14 protein-coding genes are annotated in these 14,660 nt (G+C 63.9%); 6 read left to right on the forward strand and 8 right to left on the reverse strand.

Going from position 1 to position 14,660, the window contains the following annotated elements:
* Nucleotides 1-2 precede the first annotated feature (2 nt).
* Genes fliR through J3489_RS00705 form a run of 3 tightly spaced genes read left to right on the forward strand, consistent with a single transcriptional unit; the run spans nt 3 to nt 4,025 of the window.
* Nucleotides 3-803 carry a flagellar biosynthetic protein FliR gene (gene fliR / locus J3489_RS00695; RefSeq protein ID WP_206995190.1) on the forward strand — a complete coding sequence of 267 codons (801 nt, stop codon included), beginning with the start codon at nt 3-5 and terminating at the stop codon, nt 801-803.
* Nucleotides 796-1,935: a flagellar type III secretion system protein FlhB gene (gene flhB, locus J3489_RS00700; protein ID WP_206995192.1), complete on the forward strand. Its 1,140-nt coding sequence runs from the start codon at nt 796-798 to the stop codon at nt 1,933-1,935. Before fliR ends, flhB begins: the two co-directional genes overlap by 8 nt.
* Entirely contained in the window at nt 1,932-4,025 is a 2,094-nt protein-coding gene (locus J3489_RS00705) for a flagellar biosynthesis protein FlhA (protein ID WP_206995194.1), read from the forward strand. Before flhB ends, J3489_RS00705 begins: the two co-directional genes overlap by 4 nt.
* 61 nt (nt 4,026-4,086) lie before the next feature.
* On the opposite strand, the gene J3489_RS00710 is transcribed toward J3489_RS00705, so the two are convergent.
* Nucleotides 4,087-4,314 (reverse strand): SymE family type I addiction module toxin, encoded by a 228-nt coding sequence (locus tag J3489_RS00710; protein ID WP_206995196.1) that lies wholly within the window; start codon nt 4,312-4,314, stop codon nt 4,087-4,089.
* A gap of 827 nt (nt 4,315-5,141) precedes the next feature.
* Here J3489_RS00710 and J3489_RS00715 point away from each other — a divergent pair.
* Nucleotides 5,142-5,426 carry a hypothetical protein gene (locus tag J3489_RS00715; protein WP_206995198.1) on the forward strand — a complete coding sequence of 95 codons (285 nt, stop codon included), beginning with the start codon at nt 5,142-5,144 and terminating at the stop codon, nt 5,424-5,426.
* On the opposite strand, the gene J3489_RS00720 is transcribed toward J3489_RS00715, so the two are convergent.
* Both J3489_RS00720 and J3489_RS00725 read right to left on the reverse strand, forming a co-directional pair.
* The gene (locus J3489_RS00720; protein ID WP_206995200.1) at nt 5,393-6,484 is read right to left on the reverse strand and encodes a hypothetical protein; all 1,092 of its coding nucleotides are present in this window, start codon (nt 6,482-6,484) and stop codon (nt 5,393-5,395) included. The two genes, J3489_RS00715 and J3489_RS00720, sit on opposite strands and share 34 nt — an antisense overlap.
* A gap of 371 nt (nt 6,485-6,855) precedes the next feature.
* Nucleotides 6,856-7,317 (reverse strand): Lrp/AsnC family transcriptional regulator, encoded by a 462-nt coding sequence (locus J3489_RS00725; RefSeq protein WP_206995202.1) that lies wholly within the window; start codon nt 7,315-7,317, stop codon nt 6,856-6,858.
* Nucleotides 7,318-7,758: 441 nt separating this feature from the next.
* On the opposite strand from J3489_RS00725, the gene J3489_RS00730 reads away from it, so the two are divergent.
* Nucleotides 7,759-8,682 carry an ATP adenylyltransferase family protein gene (locus J3489_RS00730; RefSeq protein ID WP_206995203.1) on the forward strand — a complete coding sequence of 308 codons (924 nt, stop codon included), beginning with the start codon at nt 7,759-7,761 and terminating at the stop codon, nt 8,680-8,682.
* A 100-nt stretch (nt 8,683-8,782) separates the two neighbouring features.
* Entirely contained in the window at nt 8,783-10,375 is a 1,593-nt protein-coding gene (locus J3489_RS00735; protein WP_206995205.1) for an SH3 domain-containing C40 family peptidase, read from the forward strand.
* A 23-nt stretch (nt 10,376-10,398) separates the two neighbouring features.
* On the opposite strand, the gene J3489_RS00740 is transcribed toward J3489_RS00735, so the two are convergent.
* The 5 genes from J3489_RS00740 to J3489_RS00760 form a co-directional block, all read right to left on the reverse strand.
* On the reverse strand, nt 10,399-11,304 hold the full coding sequence (locus J3489_RS00740; protein WP_206995207.1) for an OmpA family protein: 906 nt from the start codon (nt 11,302-11,304) through the stop codon (nt 10,399-10,401).
* A 16-nt stretch (nt 11,305-11,320) separates the two neighbouring features.
* Entirely contained in the window at nt 11,321-12,178 is an 858-nt protein-coding gene (gene motA, locus J3489_RS00745) for a flagellar motor stator protein MotA (RefSeq protein ID WP_206995209.1), read from the reverse strand.
* A 70-nt stretch (nt 12,179-12,248) separates the two neighbouring features.
* Nucleotides 12,249-12,776, reverse strand: coding sequence for a hypothetical protein (locus J3489_RS00750; protein WP_206995210.1), 528 nt, complete (start codon nt 12,774-12,776; stop codon nt 12,249-12,251).
* Nucleotides 12,777-12,907: 131 nt separating this feature from the next.
* On the reverse strand, nt 12,908-13,888 hold the full coding sequence (locus tag J3489_RS00755) for a flagellin N-terminal helical domain-containing protein (protein ID WP_206995211.1): 981 nt from the start codon (nt 13,886-13,888) through the stop codon (nt 12,908-12,910).
* Nucleotides 13,889-14,137: 249 nt separating this feature from the next.
* On the reverse strand, nt 14,138-14,425 hold the full coding sequence (locus tag J3489_RS00760; RefSeq protein ID WP_206995213.1) for a hypothetical protein: 288 nt from the start codon (nt 14,423-14,425) through the stop codon (nt 14,138-14,140).
* Nucleotides 14,426-14,660: the final 235 nt, after the last annotated feature.

Consider the following 14,660-nt stretch of genomic DNA (forward strand, 5'->3'; position numbering starts at 1 on the left):
CCATGGACGCTGTCTTCGCACTGCTGCCCGTATCGGTCATCAAGATCGCCTGGCCCTTCTTTCGCATCCTCGCGGCGCTCAGCATCGCGCCGATCGTCGGCGATGCGATCGTGCCCGTGCGTGCGCGCATTGCCGCGTCGTTCCTGCTTGCGGCGGCGGTCCTGCCCGCGCTCGCCGACGCGCCCGCCATCGACCCGCTGTCGGCGCAGGGCATCGCGCTCGTCTTCGAGCAGATCCTGATCGGCGCGCTCTTCGGCCTCGTGTTTCATCTGGTGCTCGGAGCGTTCATGACGGGCGGCTTTCTGATCGCGTCGCAATTGGGCTTCGCGATGGCCGTGATGAACGACCCGCAAAACGGCACGTCGTCCGATGTCGTCACGCAATTCCTCTATCTGCTCTTCGTGATGCTGTTCCTGTCGATGGACGGCCACCTGCTCGTCGTGCAGGTCGTGTTCACCAGTTTCAAGGCGTGGCCGGTGGGCAACGGCTTGAACGTCGCGTCGCTGCGCGACTTCGCGTACATGATCGGCTGGATGCTGTCGGCCGCCCTGCTGCTCGCGCTGCCCACCGTGTTCGCGACGATGGTCGTGCAAGTCGGCATGGGCCTGCTCGGACGCGCGGTGGCGCAGCTCAACGTCTATTCGCTCGGGTTTTCGGTGACGATGATCGTCGGCCTGCTCGTGGTCAGCCACCTCGTCTTCGCGGTGCCCGGGCACTACGCGCACATGACCGAGCGCGCGCTCGACTTCCTCGCCCGCGAGATGGGAGCGGCCGCGGGTGTGACGGGAGGCGCGCATGGCTGACCGGGGCACTGGCGACAAGACCGAAAAGGCCTCGCCCCAGAAGCTGCGCAAAGCGCGCGAGCAAGGCCAGGTCGCCCGTTCGCGCGACATCGCCGCGGCCATCGGCACGGTCGTGAGCCTGAAGGTGCTCACGCTGCTCGCGCCGTCGTGGCTCGGCGAGTTCCGGGCGATCTTCGCGCTGTGCCTCGCGGATCTTTCCGGCGTCGGCGGCATCGCCAACGCGTGGTCGATTCTGTTTCCGGCGGCGTTCACGCTGCTCGCGAAAATGCTGCTGCCGCTGTTCATCGTGCCGCTTTGCATCGCCGCCGGCTCGATTTTCCCCGGCGGCTGGGTGCTGACGTTCTCGCAGTTCCAGCCCAAATTTTCGCGGCTCAATCCGCTCGCCAACCTGGGCCGCCTCGTATCGGGCAAGCACTATGCGCAACTGGGCATTTCGATTGCGAAAGCGGTCGCGCTCGGCGTCACGCTCTATTTCGTCGTGCGTTCGAGCCTGCCCGAATTCGTGCATCTGCAATCGGTGCCGCTCCTGCGCGCGATCGCCGGCAGCGCCGGTTTGCTGCTCGACGCGGCGCTCACGCTCACCGCGGTCGTGGTCACGTTCGCCCTCGTCGACATGCCGGTCCAGTACTTCCTCTTCATGAAGAGCCAGCGCATGACCAAGCAGGAGGTGAAGGAGGAGTACAAGACTTCGGAAGGACGCCCCGAAGTCCGCAACCGCATCCGCCAGCTGCAGCGGCAATTGTCCCAGCGCAGCATCGCGAAGGCGGTGCCGCAAGCGGACGTCGTCATCGCGAATCCGACGCATTACTCGGTCGCGCTCAAGTACGACGCGAAGCGCGCCGATGCGCCGTACGTGCTCGCGAAAGGCGTCGACGAAATGGCGCTTTACATCCGCGAGCTCGCCAAGGAGCACGGCGTAGCGGTTCTCGTGCTGCCGCCGCTCGCGCGCGCGATCTACAACACGAGCCAGGTCAACCAGCAGATTCCGGCCTCGCTCTACCGCGCGGTCGCGCAAGTGTTGACGTATGTGATGCAACTGAAGGCGTTTCAGGCCGGCCGGCGCCGCGCGCGCCCCGTTCAACCGTCCGGCCTCGGCCTGCCGGACGATTTTTTGTCTCCCCCTAAGCGATGAAATCCCTACTCCAATCACTCGCCGGTTTGCGAGGGCACCGCCTGGCGAGCCCGATTCTGTTGCTCGTCATGCTGTCGATGATGATCCTGCCGTTGCCGCCGATGGTGCTCGACGTGCTGTTCACGTTCAACATCGTGCTCGCGATCGTGGTGATCCTGGTCAGCGTCTCCGTCAAGCGGCCGCTCGAGTTCTCGGTCTTCCCGACCATCATCCTCGCGAGCACGCTGATGCGGCTCACGCTCGGCATCGCCACGACGCGCGTCGTGCTGCTGCACGGCCACAACGGCACCGCGGCGGCCGGCCACGTGATCGAATCGTTCGGCAAGGTCGTGATCGGCGGCAACTTCGTCGTCGGTCTCGTCGTGTTCGTGATTCTGATGATCATCAACTTCGTCGTGGTCACGAAGGGCTCCGAGCGGATCTCCGAAGTGTCGGCGCGCTTCACGCTCGACGCGATGCCCGGCAAGCAGATGGCGATCGACGCCGACTTGAACGCCGGCCTCATCAACCAGGAGAAGGCGCAGGCGCGGCGCCGCGAAGTGGCGATGGAAGCCGACTTCTACGGCGCGATGGACGGCGCGTCGAAGTTCGTGCGCGGCGATGCGATCGCCGGGATTCTCGTGCTCGCCATCAACCTGCTCGGCGGTCTCGCGATCGGCGTGATGATGCACGGCCTGTCGATCGGCGACGCGTTCCGCACCTACTCGCTGCTCACCATCGGCGACGGCCTCGCGGCGCAGATTCCGGCGCTCTTGCTCTCGTCCGCGGCGGCGATCATCGTCACGCGCGTCTCCGACTCGGGCGACTTCGAACGCCAGGTCGGCAAGCAGATTCTCGCGTCGCCGAACGCGCTCTTCTGCGCCGCCGCGCTGATGTTCGTGCTCGCGATCATTCCCGGCATGCCGTGGCTGCCGTTCCTGAGCTTCGCGGCCGTGCTCGCGTTCGTCGCCTGGCGCGTCTCGCAGCGCACGCCGAGCGAAGCGGACGAGGACGGCGAGCTCAAGAAAATCGAAACCGCGCTGTTCTCGTCGAAGGACGAGCCGCTCAATTGGGACAACATCGGCTATGTCGATCCGATGTCGGTGTCGATCGGCTTTCAGCTCGCCGGGATGATCGACAAGGCGCAGGGCGCGCCGCTCACGCGCCGCCTCGAAGGGCTGCGCCGCAGCATGAGCAATGCATCGGGCTTCCTGCTGCCGGCCATCTCCGTGCGCGACGACCTCGGCCTCAAGCCTTCGCAGTACGCGATCGCGATCAACGGCACGGAAATCGCGCGCGGGGTCCTGCATCCGGACAAGCTGATGGCGATTCCGTCGCCCGACGTCTACGGCGACATCGACGGCACGCCCGAGGTCGACCCCGCCTATGGGATGCTCGTCACGTGGATCAAGTCCGAAGACAAGCCGCATGCCCTTGGGCTCGGCTACCAGGTGGTGGAAAGCGCGGCGGTGATCTCGACGCACGTGGCGAAGGCGATGCGCGACCATCTGCCCGAGCTGTTCCGGCACGACGACGTCGCCGCGCTGATGCAGCGGCTCGAAGCGATCGCGCCGAAGCTGTCGGATGCGCTCGACAAGGCGATGACGCAGAACCAGATGCGCAAGGTGCTGCGCGTTTTGCTGGCCGAGAATGTGTCGCTGAAAAACATCGGGAGCATCGCCACCGCGCTGCTCGAAGCGAGCGAAACGACCAAGGATCCGATCTTGCTCGCGGCCGAAGTGCGCTGCGCGCTGAAGCGCGAAATCGTCGCGGAGCTCGTCGGCGCGAGCGCCGAAATCGAGGCCTTCAGCCTCACGAGCGAGCTCGAAGGGATGCTGTTGTCGTCGCTTCAGCAGGCGCAGCAAACCGGCGCGGTCAATCTCGAGAACTTCCCGATCGACCCGAATCTTCTCGCGCAATTGCAAACGCGGATGCCCGCGATACGCGAGCAGATGAAGCAGCAGAGCCTCACGCCGATCCTGCTCGTGATTCCGCAGTTGCGGCCGCTGCTGGCGCGGTATGCGCGGCTCTTTGCGTCCGGGTTGAACGTGCTGTCGTACAACGAAGTGCCGGAGGCACGCAACGTCAATATGCTGGGGGCGCTGGGGTGATCGGCCTGCAGCGAACCCGGCCTTGGCCGGGGACGCTGCTGCTATTGACCTGACGCGTTGATCAACCGCGCGTGATGATGAGCTTGCCGTGGTGAATCTCGACAGAGAGGCGTTGCCCAGCGGAGAAGCCAGCGCGCTCGAGCCAGCGGCCGGAGAGCCGGAACCAAGGGAACAGCGGCGGGTTGGTGCGATAGCCGCCGAGCTTTATGGGCCGGTAGCGTCGCGACTGTTGGATGGTGACGAATCGCCGGGTGGGGTCAGGACGTGCGTTAAGATAGGCGTCAGCCATGATCGACTCCTCTGGAGAGTTGGTGGTGGTCAGCGGGCCGTGAGTGCTGGTAACACTTGCGGCCCGCGCTTCGTTTACAGCGTCAGATGCGTACGTGCCTCCTGTTAGCTGCTGGGATTGATGCATGCGATCGACGAATCACTGCATGGATAATCAGTTATCCGATCAATATATCCGTTCGGGATAGGGAAGCCGGGGCGTGTCTGGGTGCGAGTGGACACAGAGCCTTGCTGAGTCTGGAGCAGCCGTTCCTAACCGATAACACCGGTTTGATTCGTCAGCTGCGGCAAGTTGCGGGTCCCGCGCCGGGGTCTGAGGCTGGAAAACAAACCACAAACCGTCGAACTCGAACGCCGAAGACGGAAACGTGAGCCCTCGACCGTGAAGTTCGAGTGTTTGAAGGCGGGACGCGAGCCCCAAACCGGCGCATTCGACTGTTGGAGGGCCGAACGCTGAGCCTCACGCCGACGACTTCGACTCTTTGAGGGCGGAACGTCGGCCTCAGACCGAGGACTTCGGATGTCCGAGGGCGGAACGTGGGCCTCAGACCGTGGAGTTGTCCACGCTTTGAGAGTGGAACGCGAGCCTCAGACCTCGGAGTTCGACTGTTTGAGCTGGCAGCCCGCGCCTCACACCTCCGAATTCCGCTGTCGAAGGAGAAAACATGAGGGGCAGGCTGACGAATTTGCGGGTTTGAGACTCGAACGAAAGCCTTGGCGAACGACACAACACCAGCGCACGGCCGCAAAACAGCGTATGACATTCCGCGGCGCCAGTCGGTCCCATGCTACGATTTCCGCCTCTTACGCAGAGCGGAGGAAACCATCGTGAACCGCAAGACGCTCAACGCATCCCGGCTGCAAGACGAAGTAAGCCGGCGCATCCATCGCATTCACGAGGTCGTCGAAGACGGCGTAAAAATCCGCGTGCCGCGGCCGCAAAAACAAGAGCCCGACAAAACCGGCTGCAACTGGACCATGAAGCACTTCGGCAACGCGATCGGCTACGAGCGCGTCGTCTCCGAAGTGCTCGATGCGGTGCGCGCCGAATACAACCTGTCGGAAGACACCAAGGACATTCACAGCCTCTTCGGCGACCCCGTGGGCTCCTGAGGCCCGCTCGGCTCCGTGCCGGTCTGCCGCTCCGTGCCGGTCTGCCGCTCCCGGCCGGACATCGCGCGCATTCCGGGACGCGGCACGCGCGGCAGCAGCGACTTCACCATGCAGCGGATCAAGCCGGCTTTGTGCGCGTTCGCCACCGCGCGCCAAAAGCGCGCCGGATCGAACTCGGCGAATTGCGCTTCGCGCTCGATGAGCGGCTTGTTGCCGGGAAGGTGGACGAACGTGCAATGCTTGTACCAGTGCAGATTGCGATGCGTGTTGCCCGGCCAGTGGCGCCCGACCGATTGATACGCGCCGACATCCAGAATCGGCTGCCCCTCGTCCGCCATCACGTTCAGCGCCGCCGATATGAACGCTTCGTCGCCGAGATGATTCAAGCGCGACATCTCGGCGAGGTAGTGATCGAAGTATTCCTTCCCTAGCGCAACGAGCCGTTTGAGAAACGCGGGCGTCGCAAGCAGGAATTCGCCCCCGTACCAGCGCGGATTCTGCAGCCTGCGCCCCGCGACGATCTCCAGATCGGCAATCACGCGCGAACTGCCGTACGCCGGAAAAACCTGATCGGATATATCGAACGCCCCTGCGCCGAGCGCCGCGCAGCGCTGGATCACGTTGGCGTCGAGCGAGCGCATCGCCGCCATGTCCGTGTCGAGCAACAGCAGCAGCGCGTCTTCCGGCAGCCGCTCGCTCACCTGGCTCAGCAAATCGAGCTTGAAATGCGCCGCGTAGAACGGCGTGCTCTTCGGCAGATCGATGCCCGTCGCGCTCAACGCGTGGACTTCAGGGCGCACGTCCGCGGGCACGCCGGCCAAGAGCGCGGCGACGCGGTCCACGGCGTTCGTGAAGACGTTCAGCCGCGGCATGCCGGCGCGCAGCAGCGACTTGTTCAGGCACAGCGCCTGCCAGACATAGCCGAGCGGATTCTTGCTGCGGCTGTTGGGGCTCGACGCCCCTGCGGGGTCCAGATAGACGAGCGCACAAGGATAGATCGAGCGCGTCGCCGATGGGGACCGCCTGGCGTGGTCCGGCGCGCGACGCCGCTTGGCCATGCTCGATACGATGCGACGGAAATCAGCCGACACGATGAAATACCCCCACGCTCACTATTGTTCGCTGTCGACCGGAGTTGGCGCTTTAGCGCTTATTCCGGTCCCATGCAAAGCTCCCCCGAGGGGGCATCACCTGCATACGTCGCCCCCCGATCCGACTCGACGGGAGAGTCAATGGTATGAGGGACCGCACGCATGCATGCGCCACAATGCTGTTGCCTGAAGCCATCGGCAACTCGCCGGCGCAGGCGAAAAGACAGGGACACATTGCGGCGGGCCCGTTGCTGCAGGGAGTGCGCAAGCGGCGTTCCCAGCCGCTCGCCGCGCTGTACTTTGGCGGCTCCTGTCCCCCGCACGAGCTCAGCGTTCGCTCACAGCAGCGGCAAGCCGCTATGGCGCTTCACTTCGCGCAGCGACAGCACCGATTCGACCGCCGTCACGCCCGGCAACGCGCGCAGCACGTCGCGCATGAACACGCCATAGTCCTCGAGATCTTTCGCGACCACTTGCAACAGATAGTCGGCGCTGCCGGAGATGTTGTGGCACGAGACGATGCGCGGAATCGCCTGGATTTCGCGCTCGAACTGGTCCGACAGCTTCCTGTCGTGGACGCCGAAGCGCACGAGTGCGAACGCAACGACGCCGATCTGCAACGCCGAACGGGACAGCACGGCTTGATAGCTTTCGATGTAACCCTCGGACTCGAGCCGCTTCAAACGCCGCGCGCATGGCGTTTCGCTCAGGCCCACGGCATCGGCGAGGCTCGCGTTCGTCGCCCGGCCGTCGGATTGAATTTTCATCAGGATCGCGCGATCCGTTTTATCGAGCTTCATGATGCCTCGCGCCGGGCCGTCCCAAGCGAGGCATCCGCCCCCTCGGGGGGCAGCGAACGATAGTGAGCGTGGGGGTGGTCGATTCTCTCGCGCCGGGCCGCCCCAAGCGAGGCATCCGCCCCCTCGGGGGGCAGCGAACGATAGTGAGCGTGGGGGTGGTCGATTCTCTCGCGCCGGGCCGCCCCAAGCGAGGCATCCGCCCCCTCGGGGGGAGCTTTGCATGGGACCGGAGTAAGCGCTAAAGCGCCAACTCCGGTCGACAACGAACGATAGTGAGCGTGAGGGTAGTTCATGAGTCGGTCTCCAAGAACGCGCGGAATCATAGTGTATTCCCCCAATGCATCGGTCTCGACGGGCGAAAATAGCGCGGGTCGAGGCTAGCGGTGCGTAAAATGCGTTCAGGAAGATCGGATCGGGCACCGCCCCCCCAAGAAACACATCATGAATCCTGCTTGCAGACTGCAACCCGGCACACTGTGGCCCGCCATCCAGAAGCAAACGGCGCATGCCCTGAGTTGCGGCGCGCTGCAACCGATCGCGTCCGACGAACGGACCATCGACGACTCGGGTATCCGCTTCATCGTCCGTCAGGTGTCGAGCCTCATGCGCAAGGAGGCGGCCAAGCCGGCGCCCGATCCGCGCCTCGCCCCGAGCCCGCCCGCCAATCCGTTCCTGCCGCACGATCCAAACCTCTTCGTCGCCGATGTCTCCGACACGCACATCGCGTTGCTCAACAAGTTCAACGTGATCGATCACCATCTGCTGATCGTCACGCGCACGTTCGTCCGTCAGGAAACCCCGCTCGACACCGCGGACTTCGCCGCATGGTTCGCGTGCCTGACTCAGTTCGACAGCCTGGGCTTCTACAACAGCGCCCTCGAAGCGGGCGCAAGCCAGCCGCACAAGCATCTGCAGATCGTGCCGTTGCCGCTCGGCGCCTCGGGAGGGCGGCTGCCGGTCGAGCCGCTCCTGGCCGCGGCGCACCTGCGAGGGACGCTCGGCGTCGTGCCGGGCTTGCCGTTCCGTCATGCGTTCGCGACGCTCGATCCTGCCTTGGGCGCGTCGCCAAAGGCCGCTCGCACGGCTGTCGACAGCTATCGCGCGTTGCTCGACGCCGTTGGATTGGGAACCCCCGACGCGAACCTCGAAACGCAACCGCATGCGCCTTACAACTTGCTGATTACGCCAAGCTGGATGCTGCTCGTGCCGAGATCGACGCCGAGCGTCGAGGCCGTCGCGGTGAACGCATTGGGATTCGCGGGGTCGCTTTTCGTGCGCGATGCCGCGCAGCGGCAGACCGTCGAGCGCCTCGGTCCGATGAACGTGCTTCGCCGCGCGGCACTGGCGCCGGACGCCGAACGATGAGGCCGCCTCGCAGCGGCATGGCGAGCCGGCAGAAATCGACACCGCAGACGCCGCAACTCACCGTATCATCATGGCCTTCGTGCCAACCCCTGCGAGCATCATGCCTTTTGCCGTCCCCGTTCCCTTCCAAACGGACACCGCTTCCTCGTCTTCACACCGCGCCGCCGCACGAGCGGCCGCATGGCTTCGCCTGCGCATTCCGGCTGCGATCCTCTGCGCGGCGTTGGCCGCGTGCGGCACGACCGCGCCGGTGTCCTCGGGACCTGCGGCCGAGATCGACCGCGTCGGCCTGTTCCCGATGGCCGCCTACGATCAGGACGTCGATCACTGGATCCGTCCCGCAAGCCCCGGCTACGACACGCCGTTCCTGAGCGCGAGCGACCAGCAAGCCCAATTCGAGGCGCTCTACGCGCGCGAGTTCGGCACGGCCGCCGATAGTCCGTCGCCCTGGAACCCTGCGTTTATCGACGGGCGTGCCTACCGGAACCACGGGAGCGACATCGCCGGCTTGCAGCAGAGCCGCCTCGCGCGTTACGACAACACCGGCAAGAGCGCGCCGCTCATCGGCTACGGCCAGAACTTCCGTCCGTACACGAAGGCGTGGATCGACGCCATCGCCCAGAACATGGACGTCGGGCAGTTCGAGCGCAACACCGCCTACAGCGCCTCGCGCCGCGCGATCGCGACCGGCAATCTGCTCGTGCGCGAGCTGCCGACCCTGGACCCGTTCTTCTACTCGCGCCAGGTTGCGGGCGAAGGCTATCCGTTCGATAACCTGCAAATCTCCGCGATCCGCCCCGGCACCCCGCTCTACGTGCTCGGGCGCAGCGTCGACGGCGGCTGGGACTACGTGCAGACGCCCGATGTCCAAGGCTGGGTGCGCAGCGGCAACGTGAGCTTCGCGGACCACACGTTCATCGATGCCTGGCGCCGCAGCGCTCGCCGAGGGCTGGGCGCGGTCATTGCGGCGCAGGCGAGCGTCACCGACGGCGGCGGCACGTTCCGCTTCGACGCGCCGGCCGGCACGCTGCTGCCGCTCTCGCCGCTGCAGCTCGGCGCAAGACCCAAGATGCGCGTCGTGCTGGTGCCGGCACGCGACCTCGACGGCCGCGCCGTCATCCAGACCGCGGCACTGAGCGACGCGCAGTTCGTGCCGATGCCGTACGCCGCCACGCCGCGCCATCTCGCGACGCTCCTCAAAGCCCTGATCGGGCGCCCGTACGGCTGGGGCAACACGGGTTTCTACAACGACTGCTCGTCGGAATTGCAAAGCGTGTTCGCCGCGTTCGGCGTGTGGCTGCCGCGCCACTCGTCGACGCAAATGAGCGCGGGGACGGAGGTGGATCTGTCGTCGTCGAGCACCGCGGAGCGCCTCGATTATCTGGTTCACCACGGGCAACCGATGCGCACGCTGATCTACATCGGCGGCCACGTGATGCTGTACCTCGGCAACACGACCCGCGGCACGCAGACCGTTCCTGTGGTCTATCAGGACATATGGGGGCTGCGCCCTGCCGACAACAGCCGGCGCGCGGTGATCGGCGGCTCGGTCATCTTCCCGCTGCTCGCAACGATGCCTGAGGACCCCGCGCTGCAATCGCTCGCCGGCACGCCGATCTTCCAGGTCGGCATTCTCGGCGCGCCTCAGAGCGGCACGCCGCCCGAGCCCGACGAGGACAATCCGGCGAGCTGACGAGCGCGCCGCGCGCACCGGGCTTAGTTCGACACTGCCGCGCCGCTCGCCAGGCGCACCTCCGGACCGCCGCCGACGGGCGTCGCTTTCACCCCCTCCATGCGGAAGAAACGCATCCAGTCTTGTTCGGCCTTAGTCGTCAGAAGCATCAGCTCGACCCGGCGATCGCGCGAGCCCGTCGCGTCGCTCGCGGCAGCCGGCACCTTGTCGGCCAGCGCGACGACCTGGAACACTTGCTGATCGTCAAGGCCGCCTTCTTCCAGTGTCCGGCGCACGCGCAGCGCGCGGCGGCTCGACAGATTCCAGTTGTTGGTGAAGACGCTCGAATCCGCGTATTGCGCCGAGTCGGTATGCCCCGCGATGACGACCTTGTTCGACACCGCCTTCAGCACCGGCGCGAGGCGTCGAAACAGCGCGTCGATCTGCGGCTGTAGCCTGTCGCTGCTGCGCACGAACATGCCGCGGTCGGCCGAATCGTGCACGATGATGCGCAGGCCGTCCTGCGTCGTCACCGTCTCGATGTTCGCGTCGAGGTCGAGCACCTTGGCTTGCTCCATGATTGCGGCAGCGAGCTTTTCCTGCTGCCCGATCGAATCGGCCGAAGCCGATTCGCCGTCGCCCATTTCCCCATCGCTGCGCCCCTCGCCCGCATCCGGAACATACGGCCCGATTTGCGGCGTCTTGCTGTTCTGCTCGAAGATGCCGACGCCCCCGGTCAGAAACGGCCTTCCGCTCACCTGAGCGGCGATCTTCATGCGCTCTTCCCGCGTCGACGCCGTCGTCACCCACAGCACCATGAAGAGCGCCATCAACGCCAGCGTAAAGTCCGCAAACGCCACCTTCCACGCGCCGCCGTGACGCTCTTCGTGATGCCTGCCGCGGCGCTTGATGATCGCGGAACCGTGACCGTGTGCGTCGCCTTTCTTCATCTCGCCTCTCCCACGTTCATTTTCTGAGTTTCGTGATCCACGACTCGAGCGTCGCGAAACTCGGCTTCACTTCGATCGGAATCAGCTTGCGGCCTGCATCCACTGCGAGCAGCGTGGGCTTGCCCGCCACTTGCGCGCACAACACGACCTTGATGCACTCGAACGACGACGCCTCCGATTTCACCCGCAGCACCATCGCGCCGGCCAGCGGATCGAGAAAGCCGTAGCAAAGGAGAATGCCCAGGAACGTGCCGACCATCGCCCCGGCCACTTGCACGCCGATCTCCGCTACCGAGCCGCCGATGTTGCCCATCGTCGTCACGATGCCGAGCACCGCCGCCAGAATCCCGAAGCCGGGCATCGCCTCGGCGATCTTGCCGAGCGACTTCGACGGCTGCAGCAGTTCGCCTTCGATCGCCTCGATTTCCTGGTCGAGCATGCTCTCCAGCTCATGCGGGCTGATGCGCCCCATCGCCATCAAACGGAAGTTGTCGACGATGAACGCCGTGAGCTTGCGCTCGGCAAGAATCTTCGGATACTTCTGGAAGACTCCGCTTTCCTCCGGGTTCTCGACGTGCTGATCGAGCACCTTGAGGCCCCCGTCGCGAACCATTTCGAGCAGTTCGTAGAGCAACAGCAGCAGCTGGCGCTGGAACTCGCCGTCGTGCTTGCCGCGCGAGACGACCTTCTTGATTTGCGCCAGCATCTCCATCAGCACGTGCTTCGGGCTGCCCATGACCAGCGCCCCGAGTGCCGCGCCCACGATAATCAGAATCTCCGTCGGCTGCCAGATCGCATGCAGCGATCCGCCGTGCAGGACAAACCCCCCGAACACACAGACGATGACAAATAGTCCACCTAATAAAATCTGCATTTCACACCCTTTTATATGCCCCCGCTTGATGTTGCATCGAAAACCGCACCGCCCGCCGACCTATCGGCCATCACTCGCACAGCAGTTGAGTGATGACTGCCGCGTTGAACGGACGATCCATGTGACGGCTAGCGGCGATGCTCAAGATGCGCGTGCCGACGTCCTCTTGCAATTGCTCGAGCGGCACTTTCCTGACTTCGGCGTACGTATGCACGGACAGCGCCTGTACCGCGAAACTGCGCACCAGCGGCATCAAATTGCGAAATTTTTCATGGTCCTTGTCGCCGATCTCGAACGCCATATCTATCGAGCAGACTCGATAGATCGACGACGCGGAACCATCCGGCCCGGCCGATATCGGCAAAGAGACCATGATCTTGGTCAGCTCGACGTAGCTGAACGCTTTCGCCTTCTTGACCACCTTCACGGCTTCGCTGCGACCATCTCGAAACCCGTTAATTTTTTGAAACAGCAGTGCCCCGCTGGCGCCGCCCGCAACCAACAAACACAGGCCGACAGCCGCAATGACCGGCTTGCTCTTGAAGATACTCATGGTTTTTCTCGTTGATTGATTGCGAGCCGGCGTGACCCCGCTCACGCCAGCCCGCACTCAACGTCAAATTTGAACCGCCTTGACGGCCCACGTGCGGTCTAGCCTTGCCGATCAGCTGCGCCCTCCGAAACACCGGACAGCGCCACTCATCTGCATGACTAAACAGCAAGCTCCGCTTATTGCAGCAGCGACAAAACCATTTGGTTGATTTGCGTGCTTTGCTTGAGCATCGACGTACCCGCTTGCATCAGGATCTGCTTGGACGACGAGTTCGCGGTTTCGCTTGCGTAGTCGACGTCCATGATCCGGCCGGTGGCGTCGGTCGTGTTGGTCGACATGTTCGACAGGTTGGCCGCGATGGACGACAGGCGGTTTTGCTGTGCGCCGATGTCTGAAGACAGCGCACCGACCTTGTCGATCGCATCGTTGAGCTTATCGATCATCTGGTTCGCCGAGCCGTCGTCGGTCAGTTCTGTACCGGGAGCGGCCAGTGCGGCTCGGAAGCTACCACCGCCATTCCCGCCGCCGTCGCCGCCGTCGCCGCCGTCGCCGTCACCGCCGTCGCTGCCGTCGTCACCGCCAAACGCCGCGCTAGCAGCCCTGAAGGCCACAGCAACAGCCTCAAGCGAGACCGAGAAATCGACCGTCATCGTTTCGCTCGAGCTTGCACCGACCTGGAACGTCAATGCCTTCGAAAACTTGCCGGCACCGACGATATTGCCCGAGCCGTCGTCGACGCCCTCGCTGAACAGCTTTTCGCCGCCGTACGCCGTGTTGGACATTACGTTTTTCAGTTGCTCGCCAAGCGCGTCGTATTCCGCCTGCATGGCCACCTTGTCGGCGGCCGAAGACGAATCGTCGGCCGCTTGCGTTGCCAGATCCTTCATGCGCATCAGGACGTTCTTGATTTCGTCGAACGCGCCGTTGGCCGTTTGCATCAGCGAAGTCGCATTCTGCGTGTTGCTCGCCGCGACGGCCATGCCGCTCGTTTGCGCGCGCAGGCGGGTTGCGATTTGCAGGCCGGCAGCGTCATCGGCGGCGGTATTGATCCGATAGCCGGTGCCGAGACGGATCATCGACTTGGTAACGTCGGATTGGGTTCGCGACACGGCGCTCTGAACCATCAGCGAAGCCATGTTGGTGTGAAGACTAAGCACGATTTTTTCTCCAGGAATTAAGACTCAAGAAACGTCACATGACGTCCTCACCCACCCAAAGGCGGCGCCTGGTTTCGAAACCTTAAGGCCTTTTCGACAAACTTTCGGCTCTATAATGCGGGCCGTTCTCACTCGCACCGTCGGCACGATGCCCATCAGATCCGTCACATTCCGGTTTAAGTTTTTACCGCTGATCTTCATCGCAGGCATGGCATCCGCCCGGGCGGATGCGCCGGTCGTTACACAAGTTCAACATCGATAGATCGACGACGCGGAACCATCCGGCCCGGCCGATATCGTCAACGAGACCATGATCTTGTCCAGCTCGACGTAGCTGAACGCTTTCGCCTTCTTGACCACCTTTACGGCTTCGCTGCGACCATCTCGAAACCCGTTAATTTTTTGAAACAGCAGTGCCCCGCCGGCGCCGCCTGCGATCAACAAACACAGGCCGACAGCCGCAATGACCGGCTTGCTCTTGAAGATACTCTTGGCTTTTCTCGTTGATTGATTGCGAGCCGGCGTCGTCCCGCTCACGCCAGCCCGCACTCAACGTCAAAATCGAACCGCCTTGACGGCCCACATGCGGTCTAGCCTTGCCGATCAGCTGCGCCCTCCGAAACACCCGACAGCGCCACGCATCTGCACGACTAAACAGCAAGATCCGCTTATTGCAGCAGCGACAAAACCATTTGATTGATTTGCGTGCTTTGCTTGAGCATCGACGTACCCGCTTGCATCAGGATCTGCTTGGACGACGAGTTCGCGGTTT

The sequence above is a fragment of the Trinickia mobilis genome (genome assembly GCF_017315705.1).
Lineage (GTDB): Bacteria > Pseudomonadota > Gammaproteobacteria > Burkholderiales > Burkholderiaceae > Trinickia_A > Trinickia_A mobilis.